Annotated in this window: 19 protein-coding genes; 7 read left to right on the top strand and 12 right to left on the bottom strand. The window is 35.6% G+C overall.

Annotation, left to right across the window (positions count from 1 at the left end):
* From VBZ51_RS02275 to VBZ51_RS02265, 3 genes are all read right to left on the bottom strand, one after another.
* Complete coding sequence (locus VBZ51_RS02275) at positions 1 to 2520, bottom strand: TonB-dependent receptor (protein ID WP_416575944.1); 2520 nt, start codon at positions 2518 to 2520, stop codon at positions 1 to 3.
* Complete coding sequence (locus VBZ51_RS02270; RefSeq protein ID WP_416575943.1) at positions 2501 to 3412, bottom strand: FecR family protein; 912 nt, start codon at positions 3410 to 3412, stop codon at positions 2501 to 2503. Before VBZ51_RS02270 ends, VBZ51_RS02275 begins: the two co-directional genes overlap by 20 nt.
* A gap of 292 nt (positions 3413 to 3704) precedes the next feature.
* Positions 3705 to 4217, bottom strand: coding sequence for an RNA polymerase sigma factor (locus VBZ51_RS02265; RefSeq protein ID WP_058104315.1), 513 nt, complete (start codon positions 4215 to 4217; stop codon positions 3705 to 3707).
* Positions 4218 to 4323: 106 nt separating this feature from the next.
* On the opposite strand from VBZ51_RS02265, the gene VBZ51_RS02260 reads away from it, so the two are divergent.
* The 3 genes from VBZ51_RS02260 (at position 4324) to VBZ51_RS02250 (ending at position 8586) form a co-directional block, all read left to right on the top strand.
* Positions 4324 to 6096 (top strand): hypothetical protein, encoded by a 1773-nt coding sequence (locus VBZ51_RS02260; protein ID WP_416575942.1) that lies wholly within the window; start codon positions 4324 to 4326, stop codon positions 6094 to 6096.
* A gap of 234 nt (positions 6097 to 6330) precedes the next feature.
* On the top strand, positions 6331 to 7668 hold the full coding sequence (gene ffh, locus VBZ51_RS02255; RefSeq protein ID WP_058103796.1) for a signal recognition particle protein: 1338 nt from the start codon (positions 6331 to 6333) through the stop codon (positions 7666 to 7668).
* Between the two features lie 33 nt (positions 7669 to 7701).
* The gene (locus VBZ51_RS02250; protein ID WP_058103795.1) at positions 7702 to 8586 is read left to right on the top strand and encodes a bifunctional 5,10-methylenetetrahydrofolate dehydrogenase/5,10-methenyltetrahydrofolate cyclohydrolase; all 885 of its coding nucleotides are present in this window, start codon (positions 7702 to 7704) and stop codon (positions 8584 to 8586) included.
* Between the two features lie 51 nt (positions 8587 to 8637).
* On the opposite strand, the gene VBZ51_RS02245 is transcribed toward VBZ51_RS02250, so the two are convergent.
* Positions 8638 to 8784, bottom strand: coding sequence for a hypothetical protein (locus VBZ51_RS02245; protein WP_156894565.1), 147 nt, complete (start codon positions 8782 to 8784; stop codon positions 8638 to 8640).
* Positions 8785 to 8997: 213 nt separating this feature from the next.
* Here VBZ51_RS02245 and VBZ51_RS02240 point away from each other — a divergent pair, with 213 nt between their 5' ends.
* Together VBZ51_RS02240 and VBZ51_RS02235 are read left to right on the top strand one after the other, a co-directional pair.
* Positions 8998 to 10050, top strand: a complete 1053-nt coding sequence (locus VBZ51_RS02240; protein WP_416575941.1) for a sensor histidine kinase — start codon at positions 8998 to 9000, stop codon at positions 10048 to 10050.
* Positions 10051 to 10158: 108 nt separating this feature from the next.
* Positions 10159 to 11889, top strand: coding sequence for an alpha/beta hydrolase-fold protein (locus tag VBZ51_RS02235; RefSeq protein WP_416575940.1), 1731 nt, complete (start codon positions 10159 to 10161; stop codon positions 11887 to 11889).
* Between the two features lie 2 nt (positions 11890 to 11891).
* On the opposite strand, the gene VBZ51_RS02230 is transcribed toward VBZ51_RS02235, so the two are convergent.
* The gene (locus VBZ51_RS02230; protein ID WP_416575939.1) at positions 11892 to 13412 is read right to left on the bottom strand and encodes a hypothetical protein; all 1521 of its coding nucleotides are present in this window, start codon (positions 13410 to 13412) and stop codon (positions 11892 to 11894) included.
* Positions 13413 to 13481: 69 nt separating this feature from the next.
* Here VBZ51_RS02230 and VBZ51_RS02225 point away from each other — a divergent pair, with 69 nt between their 5' ends.
* Complete coding sequence (locus VBZ51_RS02225) at positions 13482 to 14453, top strand: aldo/keto reductase (RefSeq protein ID WP_416575938.1); 972 nt, start codon at positions 13482 to 13484, stop codon at positions 14451 to 14453.
* Between the two features lie 89 nt (positions 14454 to 14542).
* On the opposite strand, the gene VBZ51_RS02220 is transcribed toward VBZ51_RS02225, so the two are convergent.
* The 5 genes from VBZ51_RS02220 to VBZ51_RS02200 all read right to left on the bottom strand — a co-directional run bounded on the left by VBZ51_RS02220 (position 14543) and on the right by VBZ51_RS02200 (position 18249).
* Entirely contained in the window at positions 14543 to 14968 is a 426-nt protein-coding gene (locus VBZ51_RS02220) for a VOC family protein (protein WP_058103790.1), read from the bottom strand.
* 2 nt (positions 14969 to 14970) lie between these two features.
* The gene (locus tag VBZ51_RS02215; RefSeq protein ID WP_416575937.1) at positions 14971 to 15222 is read right to left on the bottom strand and encodes a Rho termination factor N-terminal domain-containing protein; all 252 of its coding nucleotides are present in this window, start codon (positions 15220 to 15222) and stop codon (positions 14971 to 14973) included.
* A 58-nt stretch (positions 15223 to 15280) separates the two neighbouring features.
* Positions 15281 to 16120, bottom strand: coding sequence for an alpha/beta fold hydrolase (locus VBZ51_RS02210; protein WP_416575936.1), 840 nt, complete (start codon positions 16118 to 16120; stop codon positions 15281 to 15283).
* Between the two features lie 65 nt (positions 16121 to 16185).
* Positions 16186 to 16740, bottom strand: a complete 555-nt coding sequence (locus VBZ51_RS02205) for a hypothetical protein (protein WP_058103787.1) — start codon at positions 16738 to 16740, stop codon at positions 16186 to 16188.
* Between the two features lie 3 nt (positions 16741 to 16743).
* The gene (locus VBZ51_RS02200) at positions 16744 to 18249 is read right to left on the bottom strand and encodes a helicase HerA-like domain-containing protein (RefSeq protein WP_416575935.1); all 1506 of its coding nucleotides are present in this window, start codon (positions 18247 to 18249) and stop codon (positions 16744 to 16746) included.
* Positions 18250 to 18419: 170 nt separating this feature from the next.
* Between VBZ51_RS02200 and VBZ51_RS02195 the strand changes: the two genes are divergently transcribed.
* The gene (locus VBZ51_RS02195) at positions 18420 to 19052 is read left to right on the top strand and encodes a 7-carboxy-7-deazaguanine synthase QueE (RefSeq protein ID WP_091606554.1); all 633 of its coding nucleotides are present in this window, start codon (positions 18420 to 18422) and stop codon (positions 19050 to 19052) included.
* A 12-nt stretch (positions 19053 to 19064) separates the two neighbouring features.
* Here the strand turns inward: VBZ51_RS02195 and VBZ51_RS02190 are convergent, their stop codons facing one another.
* Both VBZ51_RS02190 and VBZ51_RS02185 read right to left on the bottom strand, forming a co-directional pair.
* Positions 19065 to 19976 (bottom strand): hypothetical protein, encoded by a 912-nt coding sequence (locus VBZ51_RS02190; protein ID WP_416575934.1) that lies wholly within the window; start codon positions 19974 to 19976, stop codon positions 19065 to 19067.
* Positions 19977 to 20020: 44 nt separating this feature from the next.
* Complete coding sequence (locus tag VBZ51_RS02185) at positions 20021 to 20734, bottom strand: class I SAM-dependent methyltransferase (RefSeq protein ID WP_416575933.1); 714 nt, start codon at positions 20732 to 20734, stop codon at positions 20021 to 20023.
* Between the last annotated feature and the right edge of the window lie 10 nt (positions 20735 to 20744).

The following is a 20744-nucleotide window of genomic DNA, read 5'->3' as shown; positions in this document are numbered from 1 at the left end:
TTAAAAATTGAATCGTACGCTGGCATTGGGAGTTATACCTAATGAGATACGCTCAATAGTTTCAATGGTATTATCGTCTAGTAGTCTGTAATAGGTGTTTAATGTATTGCGTCTATTGGTGAAATTTAATACGGATACTCCAAAGATTATATTCATTTTATCATCAAATTTTAGGGTATAATTTGCTGATGCATCTGTCCTAAAGTATTCTGATAGCCTACTGCTATTTGGTTCTTCATAATTTATTTCAGTAGGGAAAACAGTTTCATCTATTGGGTCGTTTTCGTCTGGTCGGGTAAAAGGTTTTCCTGATTTGTAATTAATGCCCATTCCTATTTTTAAATTACCAACGGTGTAGTTTCCTGCAAGTGTAATAGCGTGTCTAACATCTAAATTGTTGGGAAATGTTGCAGGATCTAAAACATTGAACGTGTAGTCGTTTTTGTTGAAAGTGTAACTAAGCCAAGCACTATAATCGTTATTCTTGGTGTTGATCAGAAATTCAGCTCCTTTAACTGTATAAGATCCAATTTCACCATTAAATTGATTCTGATTTTGAAAACCTTGTGTGTATACGTTGATACCATTTACTTCCTTGTAAAAAACATCTATGCCCACATATAATTTATTGATATCATAATTGAAACCAATAGACCCCTGTTTACTTCTTGTAATGGGCAGCGCATCGCCATCAGATAGTATCCACCTTCTTTTTTCAATACCTAAAAAATTTTGTTCTAAATCTATAATCTGATTGGTAACCTGACTTTTGTATTCCCCTAAGACTTCCGTTTTAAAATATGGTAGTAGCTCATAACTGATATTGATGCGAGGTTCAAAAATGAATTCTTGAAACGTATCTAGGTTTTCTATATAGTTCAAACGACCACCAATGAATCCGTTGAGTCTCTCATCTTTTGAACTATAGTTTATTTCAGTGAATATACCATGTTTACGGATAACCCCTTTTATGTTACTTGCAAATGGAGGCTGATTAACATTTGTAGTGTTTTCAATTCCTGTTTCGGTAAATTCATAACCGTTTGTCCATTTGAGACTTTGTCTTAATAGGTAATTGGTTACAAGTTTTATGTTAGATTCTTTTACTAAATTATTTTGGATCAGTCGTTGTGCGTCATTGTTTGATATAGATAGGGCATCCAGATCATATTGAGTGTAATAGGCACTTAATTGTGATGTAAGATTACCTGTCCATTCGCTTTGTAATTCACTACCAATTGAAAAATTATCTTGATTTAGATTACTGCGGTTTGGTGCAGTGCTGTTTTCAATCGATTCAAAATAGTTTAGATTATTACTCATAGTAATCATACTGGTGCTCACCTTGTGGTATGGGTTTATTTCATAGATGAATTTGGTGGTGAAATCATAAAAATAAAATTCACTCTCTTGATTTACTTCTGAATCTTGAAAGGCTTTTTCTGAGAAGGTAGTGTAGGTTGGAGTGTTAAGGAAATCGGTATATGATCTACGGGCAGAAACTTGTAATGCTGATTTTTTACTAATTGGAATTTCACCAAAAACATCACCCGAGATTAAATTTACACCTGCTCCGCCATTGAAATTTAAAGGTAATTTTCCCATAGATTTCATGCTTAAGGTACCACTTACGCCATCACTAAATATGGCTGAGGTTCCATTTTTTATTATAGTTACGTTTTCTGTAACATAAGGGTTGAATGCAGATATTAAGCCAAAGAAATGTCCGGTTTGATACATTTTTATCCCGTCCCACAGAATAAGGTTCTGGTCATTGGTACCTCCTCTTATATTAATATCTGAAACAGTTTCATCAACACTTTTAATACCTGGTAAAGCCTGTACCGTTTGTAAAATATCTGGTTCACTAACACCTGGTAGAATGCCAAATTTTGATGGATTAAGTTCAATACTGGAGTTGTCAAGCTTCTGTAAACCTGTAGTCAAAAATTGTGTCACAATGACTTCATCTAACTCTTGGTAACTCAGCGGCAAGGCAACAATGTTGCATTCTGCAGGGTTAATGAATTCTTTTGCTTTTAAGAAGGTAGGTTTGTAACCTAAATGTTTGATCTGAATTATTGCATTAATAGGAACATTATCAAAACTGAACGAGCCATTTTCTTTTGTGATACCAGATAAGTTGGTCCCATAAATTTCAATAGTGGCACCAGGTATGGTATTCTCTTCGAAATTATCGAAAACAAAACCGCATATAGAAACAGTGGTGGCTTTGGTTAAGGTATAATAGCGATCATTAAGTTTATTAATGGTGATCCCAGTTGTATTGTTAATTTCTTTTATGATGGCTTCAAGTGAATTAGAATCAGGTGGCGGTATTTGTACGGTATCAACATCACTGTCGGCAAAAGAGAATTTTACATCATAGGTCTTTTCTAGTTCAGTAAGCACATTGCGCAATTGCACCAATTTTTTTGGTGAATTCTGTGCATAGCTATTTAAGCCGAATATCAGCACAAAAAATAAATAAGAAAGAGTTTTAAGGTGCTTCTTCTGCATAGAACAGCACTTTGTTCCCATCTAAGTTAAACTTAATTTGTAAAGGAACACTTATACTTTGCAGGGCAAGTTCTAGATTTTTGTTGCTAAAAGTACCCGTAAAAAGTTGAGTGGTATCAATATGTTCTGTGCTAATCTCAATGTTATATTGTCTTTGAAGTTCATCTAAAACATAATGTAACGGTATACTTTGAAAAGAACTTTCCTTTGACAACCATGAAGGTTCGCCATTTACGGTAGCTTTAGATTTTCTGCTATTGCCGGCAATAGTCAAAATTGAATTGCCTGCAGGTAATTTTGTTTCATTACCATTAATGGTAACGCTAACCAAACCCTCAAAACAGGTTACTTCAAAATAATCTTTTCTATTTTCTACATTGAACTGGGTGCCTAAAACGGTAACCAGACCTTGGGAGGTATGAACAGTAAATTTTTCTCCCTTGGCAACTTTAAAATACGCTTCGCCATCAAGGTCTACGTTTCTGTTAGAGTCCCATTTTTTTTCGTTAAAAGATAGTTCAGAGGCTGCATTCAAAATAACCTCAGAATTATCTGGTAGGGTTATGAATTTGTTTTCTGCATATGTTGTCGTAAAAGACTCGTTCAAAGTACTAAGGTAAAAGAAAGACCCGGCCAATAATACCGCAATGACCGCAGCAACACGTAGAAATGTCTTGAACGGAGTTAAAACAAAAACTTTAGATGTTTCTGTAGTTTTACGTTGTTCAATAGTATTCCATGCTTTTTCTTTATCAAATTCAGGTGATTCTAATTTTGATGCGGACTCCTTTATTTTTCTATATGTTTCGTATGCTTCAGATTTCTTGAACTCTGCCAACTCGGCATCGGTCAGTTCATCATTAAGCCATTTTGCTAAGTAATTGTCTTGCATATTTTTAGCTTTGTTTTAGTATAACAACTAAGTTTTTGAAAACCCTACTTTTATGTTACGTATCAAGTAATAAGTAATAAGTAATAAGTAATAAGTACGAAGTACTTTATCTAATATTTTAAATTTTCACTTAATACTTTGTACTCCTTACTTAATACTATTTTTATCCTAACTCCTAACTCCTAACTCCTAACTCCTAACTCCTAACTCCTAACTCCTAACTCCTAACTCCTAACTCCTAACTACTAACTCCTAACTACTAACTCCTAACTACTAACTCCTAACTCCTAACCTATATCCCATCTATCTGCTCTCTTAAACTTTTTAGAGCCAAGTGCATTCTTTTTTCGATTGCCTTTACGCTCACTTTTTCCATTTCGGCAATTTCCGCATATTTTTTACCGTCTATTCTATTCAATAAAAAAGTAGTGCGTTGATTGTCTGGTAAGCTGTTCAACGCGTTGTCCAATTTTTCCTTAAATTGATTCTCCTCCATGATGAACTCCGGAGATTCATTAGTAGTCTTTAAGGTTTGGTCTGCGTACTTTAATCGTACTTTTTCAGCTTTAATAACATTTAAGTATAAGTTATTGGCTACAGTATATAAGTAAGATTTTGCTTTTTCTGGGGCAACTTTAGCACAATTTTCCCAAAGTTTCACAAATGCCTCTTGAACGGCATCATGAGCTTTTTCTTCATTGCCAAATTTGTAATAAATATAATTGAAGATGGTTTTAGACGTTTCATTAAAAACGCTCTTATATACCAACTCTTCGCAAACGTTCAAATGTTTTTCAGTGTTCAATTAATAACTTTTTATCAAAGATATCCGAAAAAAAACAAAAAAGAAGGTAGGGTATTTTTTAAGTCGGTTGTTTTAGAAACATAATAACAAACAATACCAAGTCATTATGAAAAAGATTTTTAATTATGCAATGTATGTTAGCCTACTAACTATTGCGCTTAGTTTTATTGCATGTCAAGATGAATTTGAAGAAATCAATACAGGTGAAGAGCCACAGGCAATAACCGCAAGTTCTTCCACTGCAGATTTAATACAACGTACCAGTTCTAATGATGGTTCTGGTGATAATATTGTAGATGGTACCAGTTGCTTTGAAATCAATTTTCCGTACGCTGTTGAGGTAAACGGAATTCAATTGACTATTGATTCTGAAGAAGATATAGAACAAATAGAAGATATATTCGATAGTATAGACGATGATGAAAATCTATTGGACATTATTTTTCCTATTACGGTAACATCAGGTGATTTTACCGAGATCACAATTAATGGTTTAGAAGATCTACGTGATTTAGCGGCCGACTGTAAAGAAGGTGGCGACGATGATGATATAGAATGTATAGATTTTGTGTATCCAATGACCATGTTCACTTTTAATGTCAACTTAGAACAAACAAGTACCGTAGTAGTATCTAGTGATCGTGAGTTACGTTTGTTCTTTAAAGATTTGGATGATGATAGTTTGGTAAGTTTTGATTTTCCTGTGACACTTAAGTTACATGATGAAACAACTATTGTTGTTGAAAGCAATCAAGAATTGGCTATTGCTATTGAAAATGCAAAAGACGATTGTGATGAAGACGACGATGATGATTACAATGACGATGACTTTGATGAAGATGAGTTTAAAGAAGAACTTGTTGAATGTGTTTGGTTCGTAACAGATTTTATACGAAACGATGTAGATCAGACGCCTCAATATGTAAATTATATATTAAACTTTAAAGAAGATGGTACCGTAGTAACCGGTTTTAGAGGAGCTACAACGGTAGAAGGTACTTGGAGCAGTACGGTGGGCGATGATGGCGCTAAATTAACCATAGATTTTGAGTCTAATACTGACTTTAATTTAGAGTGGACGGTATATGACTTAGGTGATGATCAAATTAAGTTATATAATGATGCCGGTAACAGAATTATAATGAAACAATTCTGTGAGGAAGACTTGCTGGAGATAACGGTTGAAGATCTTAGAGAGACTTTAAGAGATTGTTCTTGGGTTATTAAAAGAGTTAAAAATAACGGAGATCATATCAATAGGTTACTAGGTGGTGAATTTGAATTTCAAGCGGAAGGTGTAATTACGTTGACCAACAATGCAACCGTTACTGAGGGTACTTGGGAAATTACTACAAATGCAGAAGGTCGTTTTGTGGTTGCCATTACTATGAGTGATGAAGGTGCCGTGAGTTTTGAATGGTTGTTAACAGATTTAAAAGACCGAATAATTAAGTTCAACGTAGAAGAAACTTTTTATGAATTGGTCATCGTTAAAAAATGTTTGGTGGATGACGATGTGGAAGAAGATATCACTTTCATTAAGAACATTTTTGATAATGCTGCTTGGGAGGTAGCTTACTTCGCAGAAAATAACGATGAGTCCACAGCACTTTATGCAGATGTAAAGTTATATATGGAGAATGATGGTACCTTAGAAGTAAGAGACTTAAACGGAGACGTTTTAAGTACTGGAAACTGGTTTGTGTATAGAAACGCCTTTACCGGTAAACTAGAAATGATTATTTCTTTTGAAACAGACAGTAATTACTTGTCATTGTCAAATGATTATCAAATTCTTGAGATCGAGGAAACTAGGATTGAGCTGAAGCATGAAAATGAGACAGGTTTTTATGATCAACTGGTCTTAGAAAGAGAGTAAGATTAAAACATCCAGAAATATACCGTCAACAGTAAAGAGTTGGGCCTCGTTGGCGGTATTGATGGAGGTTTTATTACGGGAATTTTTGAAAATGTAATTCCTTTTTTGCCCCACAACTAAGTTAAGAGCATCCATTTTAGTATGGGTGCTCTTTTTGTTTTGTATATTTTGTGGTACTTGCTACCGAATTAGCATTGATATTATTAAATTTGTAGCCCCTTAAAAAAGAAAAGAATGTTCGATAATTTAAGCGATAAGCTAGATAAGGCTTTACATGTACTAAAAGGTCATGGTCAAATTACAGAAATAAATGTTGCGGAGACTACCAAAGAAGTACGCCGTGCCTTATTAGATGCCGATGTAAACTTTAAAATTGCCAAGGAATTTACCAATAGGGTAAAAGAGAAGGCATTGGGGCAAAACGTATTAACGACCTTACAGCCAGGTCAGTTAATGGTGAAAATTGTTAAAGATGAACTTACCCAGTTAATGGGTGGTGAGTCAGAGGGTATAAATTTATCGGGTAAACCGTCGGTAATATTGATGTCCGGTTTGCAGGGTTCCGGTAAAACTACGTTTTCTGGAAAGCTTGCAAATTTTCTTAAGACCAAAAAATCAAAGAACCCATTATTGGTGGCCTGTGATGTGTATCGCCCGGCGGCAATAGATCAATTGCATGTAGTAGGTGAGCAAATAGGGGTTCCGGTATATTCGGACAGGGATAATACCGATCCTGTAGCTATCGCAAAAGCTGGTATTGCAAAGGCAAAAGCAGATGGTAACAATGTTGTTATAATTGATACCGCAGGTCGTTTGGCGGTAGATGATAAAATGATGGCAGAGATATCTGACATACATAAAGCCATTGAACCTCAAGAAACATTGTTCGTTGTAGATTCTATGACAGGGCAAGATGCTGTGAATACGGCAAAAGCTTTCAACGATATCTTGAACTTTGATGGGGTTATATTAACAAAATTAGATGGTGATACCCGTGGTGGTGCGGCTATATCCATTAAGTCCGTAGTTGATAAACCAATAAAATTTATTGGTACTGGTGAGAAAATGGAAGCAATTGATGTTTTTCATCCATCACGTATGGCAGACCGTATTTTGGGTATGGGTGATGTAATATCACTTGTAGAAAGAGCTCAAGAACAGTTCGATGAAGAAGAGGCTCGAAAGATCCAAAAGAAAATTGCAAAGAATAAATTCGGTTTCGATGATTTCCTGAGCCAAATTCAGCAAATCAAGAAAATGGGTAATATGAAAGACCTTATGGGGATGATACCTGGTGCAGGTAAAGCCCTTAAAGGTTTGGATATTGATGATGATGCCTTTAAACATATTGAGGCGATTATATATTCAATGACGCCAGATGAACGTTCTACACCATCTAAATTAAATGCCAGTAGAAAAAAACGTATTGCAAAAGGTTCCGGTAGGGAAGTTCAAGAGATCAATCAATTGTTAAAGCAATTTGATCAAATGAGCAAGATGATGAAAATGATGCAAGGCGGTGGCGGTAAAAAGATGATGCAGATGATGGGCGCCATGAAAGGAATGAAATAATAAGCGAACAACACAACTAAAAAAGAGACGGATATGGAATTATTGGATGGTAAAAAAGTATCCAATCAAATAAAGGAAGAAATCAAGGCTGAGGTTGCCAAGATGAAAGAGCGTGGTGAAAAAGTACCACATTTAGCGGCAATAATTGTTGGTAGTGACGGTGCCAGTTTAACCTATGTGGGTAGTAAAGTGCGTTCTTGTGAGCGTATTGGTTTTGAATCTACGTTAATTCAAATGCCCAGTACCACTTCTGAACAAGAATTATTGAACAAGATCAAGGAATTGAACGTTGATGATGATATCGATGGTTTTATTGTTCAATTGCCTTTGCCGGAACAAATAGATACCCAAAAGGTAATTATGGCCGTTGATCCAGATAAGGATGTTGACGGATTTCACCCTACCAACTTCGGTAAAATGGCTTTGGATATGAGTACGTTCATACCTGCAACACCATTTGGTATTCTAGAATTATTGGAGCGTTATAAAGTTGATACCAAAGGTAAGCATACCGTAGTTATTGGTCGTAGCCATATTGTAGGTAGGCCAATGAGTATTTTAATGGGTAGAAAAGGTTGGCCCGGTAACTCTACAGTGACCTTAACTCATAGTCACACCAAAAATATTACCCAGATTATTTCTCAAGCGGATATTGTAATTTCAGCTCTAGGTGTACCTAATTTTTTAAAGGCGGAGATGGTAAAAGATGATGCCGTAGTTATAGACGTAGGTATTACAAGAGTGCCAGATGATACAAAAGAAAAAGGATACTATATAACCGGTGATGTTGATTTTGAAAACGTTAGTAAAAAAGCATCATATATTACACCTGTACCAGGTGGGGTTGGTCCTATGACGATTGCCATGTTGTTGAAAAACACTTTATTGGCTCGTGAGAGACATAGAAGTAGAAACTAGTATCTAATAAAATGATGAAATCAGCCTTGCGGAACAATCGCAGGGCTTTTTTTATGCAGGTAGTTTTTTAATCACTGCTCCGGTTTCTGTAGTGTCATTTGGGGTTAAAATATCAATATCGTTGCTGTCATCATAATCGCAGCTTGCCATGATGGTTATAGAACAACTTAATATAATCGCGTAAATTACTTTTTTCATAACAACTACGTTTAATGTTAACACCCAATGTTTAACTAAAACGTTCTTATCTTTAATATGGTATGTTTTCAAACCCAAATAATTAATTCATAAGAGACCGTTAGGTTGTTAAATTTTCATAAGTATGTATTAGGCTGACAGATATTTGTCTATGTTTAGCAGAGGTTTAGGTGATTAGCAATCGCTTAGGCTTCTTTTTTACACTTCTAGAATATGAAATTGAACCATTTTTTTGATGCATCCATAGATATGCTTTGTATAGCTAATTATGATGGATACTTTGAAGATGTAAATCCGGCATTTATCAAACTACTAGGGTATGATAAAGAAGAATTAATGTCCAGAAAAATTAATGATTTTGTCTTTGAAGAGGATAAAGAGGTAACGCAACAGACAAGGGCTAGCTTGCACGAAAACAAAAAATTAATCAGTTTTCAAAATAGGTATGTGACCAAGAGTGGCGGTGTGGTCTGGTTATCTTGGAGCGCAGTACCGGTAGATAGTGAAAAACTTGTTTATGCTATAGCCAAGGACATTACCCATGAAATGAATTTAAAGAATGCTAGAATTCTTGAATTTGCAAAAATGAAAACGGTCAATGATGATCTGGTAAGGCTTAATTATACTACTTCACATGATTTAAGGGCGCCATTAAATAACTTAATTTCCCTTTTTGATGTTCTCGATTACAATGTCCTAGATGATGATACGCTACAGATTTTGAGATACATGGAGATTTCCGCCAAGGGGGTGAAAGAGTCTTTGGAGAATTATTTAAAATTAATTGAAAATGCACGTAAAGGGCTAAACACATTAACGGAGATTTATTTTGATCATGTACTTGCCAAAACCCAAAACGTATTAAGTTCGATTATCAAGAATTCTAAAACCTCAATTTCTTATGATTTTACACTTTGCAAAAGTGTTTTGTTCGATAATTCTTATATGGAAAGTATATTCTTGAACTTGATTACCAATGCTATTAAATATACTATTCCTGGTGAAGTACCAAGAATTGAAATTAAAACGGAATTTGTAGATGGTAAGATAGTTCTATATTTCAAAGATTACGGTCAAGGCTTTGATATGATTAAAAATGGCAGCAAGATTTTTGGTTTAAATGAACGTTTTAATACCGAACAAGATGGCAAAGGCGTAGGTCTTTATTTAATACATAATCAAATTAATAGTCTAGGCGGTACGATCACGGTAAATAGTGAGCTAAATAAAGGGGCTTTGTTTACCATTGTTTTTCCTACGCACTAATTTTTACTGTCCGGTATTATTATCTTGGTAAATATGGCATAATAATGTTTATGAATATTCACTTGAGTGGTTTCATTAATTATCTTTAAGCATGTAAATTTATTTGCCATGATAAAACAAGTAATAGCAGTAGCATTGGTAATAGGTCTTTTTATAAGTTGTGAAAAGGTTGTAGAGCCTGTTCATACTATACAAGTATCTTTTAGTAATGATATTGGTCAAGAATCTATAGATGGTCGTTTATTGCTAATGTTATCGTCTGATGATAGTGATGAACCTCGATTTCAAATTAATGACGGACTTAATACTCAACTCATTTTCGGTATGAATGTAGAGAATTGGGTTCAAGATTCTATTTTGACCTTTGATGAATCTGTGTTTGGTTACCCTTATGAAAGTTTAAAAGATGTACCGCCAGGGGAGTATAATGTGCAGGCACTTCTTAATGTATATGAAACGTTTAACCTTTCTACCGGCCATACCGTAAAGTTGCCTATGGATAATGGCGAGGGACAACAATGGAATAAATCACCAGGTAATTTATATAGCAAGCCTTTTAAGATAAGGGTTGCGAGCAACGGGTTTGAGAATGTGTCTGTAGAACTAGATCAGGTGATTCCGCCCATTGAAGAACCAAAAGATACCGAGTGGATCAAGCATATAAAGGTGAAATCTGAAAAATTATCCGAGTTCTGGGGGAGGGATATCTATTTAGGAGCTCATGTATTGTTGCCTAAGGGATTTAACGAGCATCCGGAGGCCAAGTACCCACTGATGGTTTTTCACGGTCATTTTCCTTCGGATTTTGGCGGATTTAGAACTACACCACCAGACCCTAATTTAAAGCCAGAGTATTCTGAGCGTTTTAGTTTAGAAGGGTACAATATTATTCAACAGCAAGAAGCCTACGATTTTTACAAACGATGGAACGAGCCCGATTTTCCTCGCTTTTTAATTATTGAAATTCAACACCCAACTCCATATTATGATGATTCATATGCAGTAAATTCTGCTAGTCAAGGTCCTTATGGAGATGCTATTACCTATGAACTTATTCCTGAAATTGAAAAACAGTTCAGGGGCATGGGAGAGGGGTGGTCTCGTTTTCTTTACGGCGGATCAACCGGCGGTTGGGAAGCTTTGGCGGTACAGGTCAAATATCCGGAGGAATACAATGGTTGTTTTGCGGCATGCCCCGATCCTATAGATTTTAGGGCGTATACCTTGACCAATATTTATGAAGATGAAAATGCATATTACTATCCAAGCGCTCATAAAAAATTAGAAGTGCCCTCACATAGAAATTACTTAGGGCAAATTCAATCTACCTTAAGACAGGGAAATCACTTAGAGTTGGTGTTGGGAGATAAATCTAGATCAGGGCAACAATGGGATATTTGGGAAGCAACTTATTCCCCACAGGGCAAAGATGGCTATCCTGAAAGAATTTGGGATAAAATGACAGGAGATATAGACCATGAGGTTGCCGAGTATTGGAAAGAGAATTTTGATTTAAGACATATTCTTGAACGTGATTGGGATAAACTGGGCGATAACTTAAAAGGTAAAATTCATATCTATTGTGGTGATATGGATAATTACTACTTAAATAATGCTGTCTACCTAATGGAGGATTTTCTTGAAAGTACAACAGATCCTTATTATGAAGGCGAAGTAAAATACGGCGACCGTGATGAACATTGCTGGAACGGTGATCCTGATCAACCCAATGCCATAACACGCCTACGTTACAATAGTATGTATGTTCCAAAGATTATGGAGCGTATTGAGAAAAGTGCTCCAAAAGATGCCGATTTAACAAGTTGGAGGTATAAGTAGACCTAGTTGAAACTTAGTGTCTTTTTAAAGCTAAATCCATCTCGATTTGAAGAATAATTTGGCTGAGTAATTAATTGATTATGATTAAAAGTATAGTCGTAATTCTTGTAAAGGGTGCAGGTTAAGAATTTGCCTTGATCAGATGTTTCATTGACATTCATATTTATCCCTACATTTAATAATGTTTCATGTATTATTTCGGGTATTTCGATTGTTTTATGAAGTATGTCAATATTATCTTTTTCAGAAGTTATAATACTCCAGCTTACGGTATTTGATAAATCAGAGGTTGTAAGTATAAGATTTAGACCTAAATAATCATATTCTCCAGAAGTATTTAAGGTATTACCATCCTGTAATATGTTAGCATTAGGAGACTCAATTATTTTATTGGATATGTCTTGGTTTATGAAAATTTCAGAATTATTTTCTGAATATGATAATCTAGCTTGATTAATTTCAAATTCATCAATAAGTGGTATTTCAATAATGTTATTGTTTGCATTTCGCGATACAAATGCTTCGTAGAATTTATTGTTTTGGAAATCATTATTATCAATAAAACCATATAAATTTAATCTGAAATTTGACGAAACTGGTATTTCAAGTTCTTCAATGTTAGTAAGTGATTTGGAATCACCTAAGACATATTCGGTTTTGTTTATGTCATCTATAAAGAAATATTTAAAATTGTCTAAAGTATCTAGGTTATCAGTAGAGGTAGTTATTAGGAAATTTTTAGTCTGAGCCAAAGAATATAATAAAACGTAATCTGAGTTATCTTGACTTACGATGGTGCTATTGAAATTATTTGCAATTAGTGCCGGGGTTATTTCTGAGGTGAAATTTAGAGATTCGGTTTTTGGAAAAAAATATGGACTATTAAAGTTGTGATCAGCATTGACAACAGTACCTGGTTTTACATCAACAAAGGATAACAATTGATAAAACCCATTAAATAATGTAGGAAGTTCATATCTAGTAACTATTAAATCTTCTTTAATAAAATTATTGTCGGCGTAGAATTTACCATCATTTATACCTTCTATTTGTTTTATATCAATTAGAATTCCAGATTGATCATGAACAGAAATATATCTTAAACCCTGAAGTGGATTTTCTTTTTGGTAGAATGTCTGGTCTTCAAAAAGAAGTTTTTTTATTTCTATGTTAACATTGAATGATGTTTCTTGGTTTTGAGCATCTGTGGATTTGATTTTTAAAATATGATTTCCAATATTATATAGAAAGGGATCAATTGTAAATTCAAAAGATTTTTCAGTACTGGAAATTAATTCTTGATTATCGATAGACAATTCAGTTTGTACATTATAATCAGATTCAATTTTAATCAAGAAATTGGTTTCTATCTCAATATAACTAAGATCTTCCGAAATAGAAATAACTGGTTTACTAATCATTTCTTGTTCAATCATTCCTTCAGTTGAGTCATTATCGCAACTAATCCAAGTGCAAAATAAAAATGAAAATATTATTCTGTAGAAAACTCTTAATTTCAACATACAAGAAAAGTTAGATTTTAATAATAACGAAACCTTTAAATTATTATTTTCAATGGTTAAGTTTATCATATGAAATACAGAAGATTCGGAAGGACAGATTGGCAAGTAAGCGAAGTGGGATACGGAATGTGGGGAATGGCCGGTTGGACGGCAAGTGATGACGCGCAATCTGCAAAATCGTTGGATTTGGCAGTTGAAAAGGGCGTCAATTTCTTTGATACCGCTTGGGGATACGGGGAAGGTCATAGTGAGGAGCTGTTGGGCGAGTTGGTAAAAAGACACCCTTCCAAGAAGTTATACACGGCTAGTAAAATTCCACCTAAAAATTTTCAGTGGCCAGCAAAGCCAGAATATGCTTTTGAGGAATCTTATCCTACGGAGCATATTATGGAATACACCCATAAGACTTTAAAGAATTTAGGGTTGGAGCAAATAGACCTTATGCAATTTCATACCTGGGATGACGGTTGGAGCGACAGAGAAGAATGGCAACGTGCTATTGAAGATTTAAAAACCTCAGGTAAAGTTGCTGCAATGGGCATTAGTATGAATCGTTGGGAACCGGAAAATGGAATAAAAGCCTTAAAAACAGGAATGTTAGATGCCGTTCAGGTCATTTATAACATATTCGATCAAGCGCCAGTAGATAATTTATTTCCACTTTGTAAAGCGTTGGATATCGCAACCATTGCACGCGTACCTTTTGATGAAGGAACTTTGACAGGAACTATGACGAAGGAAACTACGTTCCCTGAAGGGGATTGGCGTGGTACCTACTTCGTGCCTGAGAATTTAATTTCTTCGGTAGAGCATGCCGATGCCTTAAGACCGCTAATTCCTGAAGGTATGACCATGGCCGAAATGGCACTGCGTTTTATTTTGATGAACGATAATGTTGGTACTACCATACCAGGTATGCGTAAACAACGTAATGTCTTGGCGAATACAGCAACAAGTGATGGTAAATTGTTATCTAACGAATTGTACAAAGAATTATTAAAGCATCGTTGGGATAGAGTGCCTACTTCTTGGTCGCAGTAGTTATTTTTTTAAAAGATATTCGCTACATCTAGAAAGCCATCAACATAATATATAGTTGATGGCTTTCTAAATATTGTTATGCTGTTAAATCACTTCGCAAACAACTGTCCCATATCTTTAAAAGCTTTAAATTCCAAAGCATTACCCGCTGGGTCATAAAAAAACATGGTAGCTTGCTCTCCTGTTTTACCTGCAAAACGCACATAAGGCTCAATGACGAATTGTACACCTTTGGATTTTAGCTCTTCTGAAAAGCTTTGAAATGTATCCCAAGGTAAAACAACTCCGTAATGCGGTACGGGTACATCATGACCGTCAACAGGGTTGTGATGTACGGTTTCGGTTTCAGATTTAGGCTTGTAGTGTATCACCAATTGATGTCCGAATAAATTAAAATCTACCCAGTGGTCGCTACTACGGCCTTCTTCGCAATTCAATATTTCTCTGTAAAAAGTTCTACATTCCGCTAAGTTGTGTACAGGAATGGCAATGTGAAAAGGTGTAACGTTTTGCATATTCAGTTGTTTCTTAATGCTGAAATTAACTCTTTTTTATTCATTTTAGAACGTCCTTCAATACCAATTTTCTTCGATTGTTCGTAAAGCTCATCTTTTGTTCTGTCTTCATAAGTAGATGCTTTACCACCTTTTTTTCCCGCATTTTCAGTATTGGCGATTCTAGCTGCTTTTTCTTTGCTATAGCCCTTGTCTACCAATGCTTCATATTGCTCTACGTTTTTAATTTGCGGTATGTTATTTGATTTTGCCATTTTTTATTTTAAAAATAAATAATTAATGGTCTGTGAACGTGCTGTATACAACAAGAAATTACTCCGCTAAAAAGGAAATGATTTTGTTGTTGACCTCATCTTGGTGCATGGAGTGTCCAAATCCCTCAGTGCTTATAAATTCACTCCCTTTCCAATGTTTATGTACATCAACAGATGCATGGTAAGGTGCAATTTTATCGAACCTATCATGAAAGAGCAATCCTTTTTTAGTATTGTTCTCAACAAATTTGGCACTTGAAAATTCATCTGTTGTAAAATTGAATTTTTTATGTACAAATTTTTTGAGAGCGTTAACGACCTTACTGTTTAGACCAAGAAGGTTTTTGTAATGCGTTAGTATTTCATGAAATTCAGAAGGTGAACCTATGGTTACCATTTTTTCTAAAACTAAATTTGGATTTTGATACTCATTGTACAAAATGGTCATACCTCCCATAGAATGCCCTATCGCAACTGTGGGCTTGTATTTTTGTAACATGACCTGTACAAATTCAGCGTATAAAGGGGCATGAAGTATTTTCCCTGTAGAATATCCATGGGCAGGGGCATCAAATGCAATGATATTATAATTTTCCTTTTGTAGTTTTTCAATAAGTTTATGCCATCGCCATGTATTGCTTTCCCAACCATGTACCAATAATACTGTTTCATTATTTCCAGGCCAGTTATAAACTTGTATTTTGTGATCACCCGTGGTAACGACTTCTAATTTGGCATTGTCCAAGTATTGTTTTTGATTTGGCAAGACCCTGCCTTTTCGTACGGTTGCAAATACTGTAAAAGCTTTGTAGGCAGTTTTCTTTGGAGCAAACCAAACAAGAATATTAAAGTATAGGCCGTATAGTTTAGGAATAAGTTTTTGAAGAAATAAGGGCACCTATGAGTTTTTTGAAATTAGTAAGTATTGATGTGGTAATCACTGTTTATTTGTAGGGTTTTCTGTTAGTCCCAGCCAATCATCATATATTTTACTTTTGCGTTATCAGGTATTTGTACTTCCTCAATATTGTTATTGGCATTATACCTAAGGCTTTCGGGCAACTCTTTTTTATCTATGGTAAAATAAAGGTCATTGTCTTTTAACAATACCACTACATTGTTAAGAGAAGTAATAATCTTTTTTATGGAATAGTTTTCACGAATCTCTTTAAATGTGCTCATTTTAGAGATGCCCTTGTCGGTTTCAAATCTTTCATCGTTAACAAGTACGTTTTGTATAGTGGCTATACTATCGTTATTAGGTGTTAAGGTTAATAGCAAAGCCCCACCTTTTTCATAGATTTTGATTTTACTGGCGCCATTGCCAAAATTTAGTTTAACGGTATCTTGAACTACAGAGTCTTTTTCAAAAATTAACTCTATATCTCTTGCCAAGCTTTCTTTTGATAATTTGCCAACTTGGTTGCCGGTAATTTTAAAATCATTGTTCTGTTGATCGGCACAACTAGTTGCTAGTATGCAACAAATAATCAATATAAGGGTATATCTAAACTTCATAGGTTATCTCATCACTTTTTTTAATACTCCAAGTACACCTCTTATAAATGTAGCGCTGGTTAACACCTTTATTACAGGGTTTTGTCTGGTACTGGCTCTTTTGGTGGTCTTGCGCGCAGCAGGTTTGTTTTTTTCTTTTTCCGCTAACTTTTCGGCAGTTTCAATTTTTTCGTTCAAAATTTCATAGGCACTTTCCCTATCGATTATTTCACCATATTTCTTAACCAATGAAGAGCTGTTGACTACTTCGTTCAATTCTTTTTTTGTTAAAACATCCATACGGCTCATTGGTGCACGTAGTAAGGTTGCGGCAAGTGGGGTAGGTCTACCTTTTTCATCTAAAGCTGAAATTAATGCTTCACCTATACCAAGGGAAGTCAACACTTCTTTAGTATCGTAATAGTCAGATTCCGGGTAGTTCTCTGCCGTTAGCTTGATAGCCTTTCTGTCCCTGGCGGTAAACGCTCTTAACGCATGCTGAACTTTTAGCCCTAATTGAGATAAGACATCATTTGGTACATCTGTAGGGTTTTGGGTTACAAAATATAAACCTATTCCTTTTGAACGAATTAGTTTTACAATACTCTCTATTTGATCTAACAGTGCTTTTGAAGCTTCCTTGAAAATAAGGTGGGCTTCATCTATGAACAAAATTAATTCTGGTTTGTCACTATCACCTTGTTCAGGGAAGGTATCGTAGATTTCTGCAAGTAAGCTCAACATAAAAGTAGAGAAAAGCTTAGGTCTATCTTGAATATCGGTCAGTCGTAATATATTGATATAGCCTCGTCCTTCATCATCTATTCGGGTAAGGTCGTTTACATCAAAAGATTTTTCACCAAAGAACAATTCAGCACCTTGCTGTTCCAGCTCAATGATTTTTCTAAGAATTGCACCGGTAGAGCTTGTGGATATTCTACCATATTCCTTGGTGAATTCTGCTTTGCCAGTACCCGTTGCGTATTGTAATACCTTTTTAAAATCTTTTAGGTCCAATAGGGGCATTTTTTGGTCATCGCAATATTTGAATACAACGGACACAATACCAGATTGCGTTTCGGAAAGGTCTAGTATTCTTGATAACAGCACAGGACCAAATTCGGAAACTGTGGCTCTCAATTTTACGCCATCTTGCTCTGACAACGAAAGTATTTCTACGGGAAAACTACTGGCCTCAAAAGGGAAGCCTATTTTTTCATGGCGCTCGTCTATTTTTGCATGACCGGGACTAGGTTGTGCCAATCCACTTAAATCACCTTTAAGGTCCATCAACATTACCGGAATACCCTTGTCAGATAAATTTTCTGCCAAAACCTGTAATGTTTTTGTTTTTCCTGTACCGGTAGCTCCGGCAATAAGCCCGTGCCTATTTAAGGTTTTTAAAGGTATTTTTACGAAGGCATTTTTTACGGCTTCACCATTTAACATGGCAGCGCCCATATTTATATAATCGCCCTTTGTGGCATATCCTTTTTCTATATGGTCAAAAAAATCTTCGGTACCGGCCATTTTCTATATTTTCGATAAAAATAGGGCATTTTTCACCAAACCAAAAAACAACATCACCCTTAAATATCACTACTTTTTAACATTGTACGCGCCTATAGTACTAGTCTAAGGCAGAATTAACCATCATGTTCTTCTTATATAAATTGTGAACTAAAGCGTATCTTTGCCGAATGAAAAATGAGGAGGTACTGGAGAAAGTGAATAAAGGGGTGTATTTACCCTTAATGGAAGAGTTTTATACCATACAGGGTGAAGGATTCCATAAGGGAACTGCAGCTTATTTTATTCGTGTTGGCGGATGCGATGTAGGCTGCCATTGGTGTGATGTGAAAGAAAGCTGGAATGCAGAAACACATCCGCCTACGGCTATTGAGCATATTGTGGATAATGCAGCCAAATATTCAGATACCATTGTCATTACCGGAGGAGAGCCATTAATGTGGGATATGAACCCCATTACCAAGGCCTTAAAGGAAAAGGGGCTAAAGACCCATATTGAAACTTCGGGTGCATATACCTTATCGGGTGAGTGGGATTGGATCTGCCTGTCACCAAAGAAAAACAAATTACCGGAAGGTCGTATCTATGACGAAGCGCATGAGCTTAAAGTAATTGTCTATAACAAACACGATTTAATTTTTGCCGAGGAGCAAGCAGCCAAAACCAATGCAAATTGTATTTTGTACTTACAGCCCGAATGGAGTGTTAGAGACAAGGTGGTTCCAATGATCGTAGATTATGTAATGAACAATCCCAAATGGAAAGTATCTTTACAGACCCATAAATACCTTAATATTCCTTAACTGATTTTTTGCTTATTGGCGACCGCCATTTGCTTGTATATCCAACAAACATTCTGGGTCTAAACCTACTGTGGCAACACCTTTTGCAGTGTTTTGCTGTAAAAGATGTAATACGGTGGCTCCAGATAAAGTACAACCGGATGTTATACCGGCCTCGTACTTGGCCGAAGCATTTGAGGATAAAGATTTTCCTGATGAACCTCCAAATTGTAATTCTGCTCGCATAAGGCATCCCTCTTGATTACAATGGTTATCACCCACTAATTGACCATCTTCGTTTTCAGATTGAGATTGGTGGTCATTGACCATTTCAGTACCTAAATCCACTAACCCGAATAAATGCCCAAATTCATGGTTTAGGGTAGTTGTCTCCACATCGCTCTCGTTGATCGACGAACTTAAACTTGCCAATTCCCTAACGGTTACCTCATGAATGATCATTGAAGTGTTTCTATATACCGAACCTAGAGTTACTAAACCTCCATCAAGATCATCACCTTCCGCAGGGGCATCGGCAAAATAAATATAAATTGCCAAAGTGCTGCCCGTATTGAATACGGTTCTGTTAGAAGTTTCTAAATCTGCAATTTCTTGAAGGGTAAGTTCGTCTTCTGACGGGCTGGATAGTTCATTGTAAATCAATTCAATATCTTCTTTGAACGTATGCTGTTTCAAGTAATCGGTGAATTGGGTCATAGCTGACTCCGTTGGTCTGAAACCACTTACGTAAGCTATCTCTATTAAAAGTTTGTCAAAATTGTCATTTGAAAGTATATCAAAGGCAGAATCTCCTGTTGCCAAAAGATTACCGCTCTTATCCACTTGTGTTGTAGCGTTAACATCTTCAGAATCAGAAGAGCTTTTAGAGCAAGAAAAGGTAAATAGTAGAATACCTAATAGCAATAAACCTTTGTATTTGGTCATAATAATATATGTATGCATAGGATAACGAAAAAAAAGTTGACCTATTACTTCATATGGGTCAATCTTGCTAAATAGTCGTAATGTTCGCCTTCCATTACAAGATTACATGTTAAATTGCTATAATTTGCAGCCCTTTGTAGCGTGTTGTAATCAACATAGAGCCAAGGGAAAGTAGTGCTTTTTTCGTTTTTATATTCCATACTAAAGTTCACTTCACCGTAGTAATTAACATTATCGGGTATCCAATAACCACCATCTTCGTCATTTTCGAACATGTAGATAATATCGCTGGAGTCTAAAAGAATTTGTCCGTTCTCATTAAGTAGTGACTTTAGCTTATTGAAAAAGGGTTCTAAGCCGTTTAGAGTACCTGCCAAACCAACGCCATTCATCAAAATGAGAATAGTATCGTACTTATCTCCTTCGTATTTTAAAAGTTCTGAATGTGCGGTGCTTTTAAGTCCACGTTGCTTGCTTACGGATATTGCACCTTCCGATGCATCTAAACCAGTGACCAATAGACCTTTTTTCTGTAAATATAGACTGTGGCTACCTGCGCCACAACCAACGTCCAAAACCTTACCCTTACATAATTTCAGAGCTTTTTGTTCAATCTTGGGCATTTCCCCAAAATTTCTGAACATATAGGGTAATGGTAATACATCTTCTTCTTCAAGCGAAGAATAGGTGATGATATCTTCTGAATAATTACCTTGTTGATAATCTAAGAGTGCTGTTCCTAAAATGTCCTTGTCCAAAATTCTAGTA

Source organism: Maribacter sp. HS (genome assembly GCF_048059195.1).
GTDB classification, from domain to species: domain Bacteria; phylum Bacteroidota; class Bacteroidia; order Flavobacteriales; family Flavobacteriaceae; genus Maribacter; species Maribacter dokdonensis.
The sequence above is the reverse complement of the archived record's forward strand: the minus strand, read 5'-3'. Positions and strand labels throughout refer to the sequence as shown.

Bases quoted from the DNA above. Each gene is read 5' to 3' on its own strand.
- VBZ51_RS02275 (WP_416575944.1), bottom strand. From the start codon at position 2,520: ATGCAGAAGAAGCACCTTAAAACTCTTTCTTATTTATTTTTTGTGCTG.
- VBZ51_RS02270 (WP_416575943.1), bottom strand. From the start codon at position 3,412: ATGCAAGACAATTACTTAGCAAAATGGCTTAATGATGAACTGACCGAT.
- VBZ51_RS02260 (WP_416575942.1), top strand. From the start codon at position 4,324: ATGAAAAAGATTTTTAATTATGCAATGTATGTTAGCCTACTAACTATT.
- ffh (WP_058103796.1), top strand. From the start codon at position 6,331: ATGTTCGATAATTTAAGCGATAAGCTAGATAAGGCTTTACATGTACTA.
- VBZ51_RS02250 (WP_058103795.1), top strand. From the start codon at position 7,702: ATGGAATTATTGGATGGTAAAAAAGTATCCAATCAAATAAAGGAAGAA.
- VBZ51_RS02245 (WP_156894565.1), bottom strand. From the start codon at position 8,784: ATGAAAAAAGTAATTTACGCGATTATATTAAGTTGTTCTATAACCATC.
- VBZ51_RS02240 (WP_416575941.1), top strand. From the start codon at position 8,998: ATGAAATTGAACCATTTTTTTGATGCATCCATAGATATGCTTTGTATA.
- VBZ51_RS02235 (WP_416575940.1), top strand. From the start codon at position 10,159: ATGATAAAACAAGTAATAGCAGTAGCATTGGTAATAGGTCTTTTTATA.
- VBZ51_RS02230 (WP_416575939.1), bottom strand. From the start codon at position 13,412: ATGTTGAAATTAAGAGTTTTCTACAGAATAATATTTTCATTTTTATTT.
- VBZ51_RS02225 (WP_416575938.1), top strand. From the start codon at position 13,482: ATGAAATACAGAAGATTCGGAAGGACAGATTGGCAAGTAAGCGAAGTG.
- VBZ51_RS02220 (WP_058103790.1), bottom strand. From the start codon at position 14,968: ATGCAAAACGTTACACCTTTTCACATTGCCATTCCTGTACACAACTTA.
- VBZ51_RS02215 (WP_416575937.1), bottom strand. From the start codon at position 15,222: ATGGCAAAATCAAATAACATACCGCAAATTAAAAACGTAGAGCAATAT.
- VBZ51_RS02205 (WP_058103787.1), bottom strand. From the start codon at position 16,740: ATGAAGTTTAGATATACCCTTATATTGATTATTTGTTGCATACTAGCA.
- VBZ51_RS02200 (WP_416575935.1), bottom strand. From the start codon at position 18,249: ATGGCCGGTACCGAAGATTTTTTTGACCATATAGAAAAAGGATATGCC.
- VBZ51_RS02195 (WP_091606554.1), top strand. From the start codon at position 18,420: ATGAAAAATGAGGAGGTACTGGAGAAAGTGAATAAAGGGGTGTATTTA.
- VBZ51_RS02190 (WP_416575934.1), bottom strand. From the start codon at position 19,976: ATGACCAAATACAAAGGTTTATTGCTATTAGGTATTCTACTATTTACC.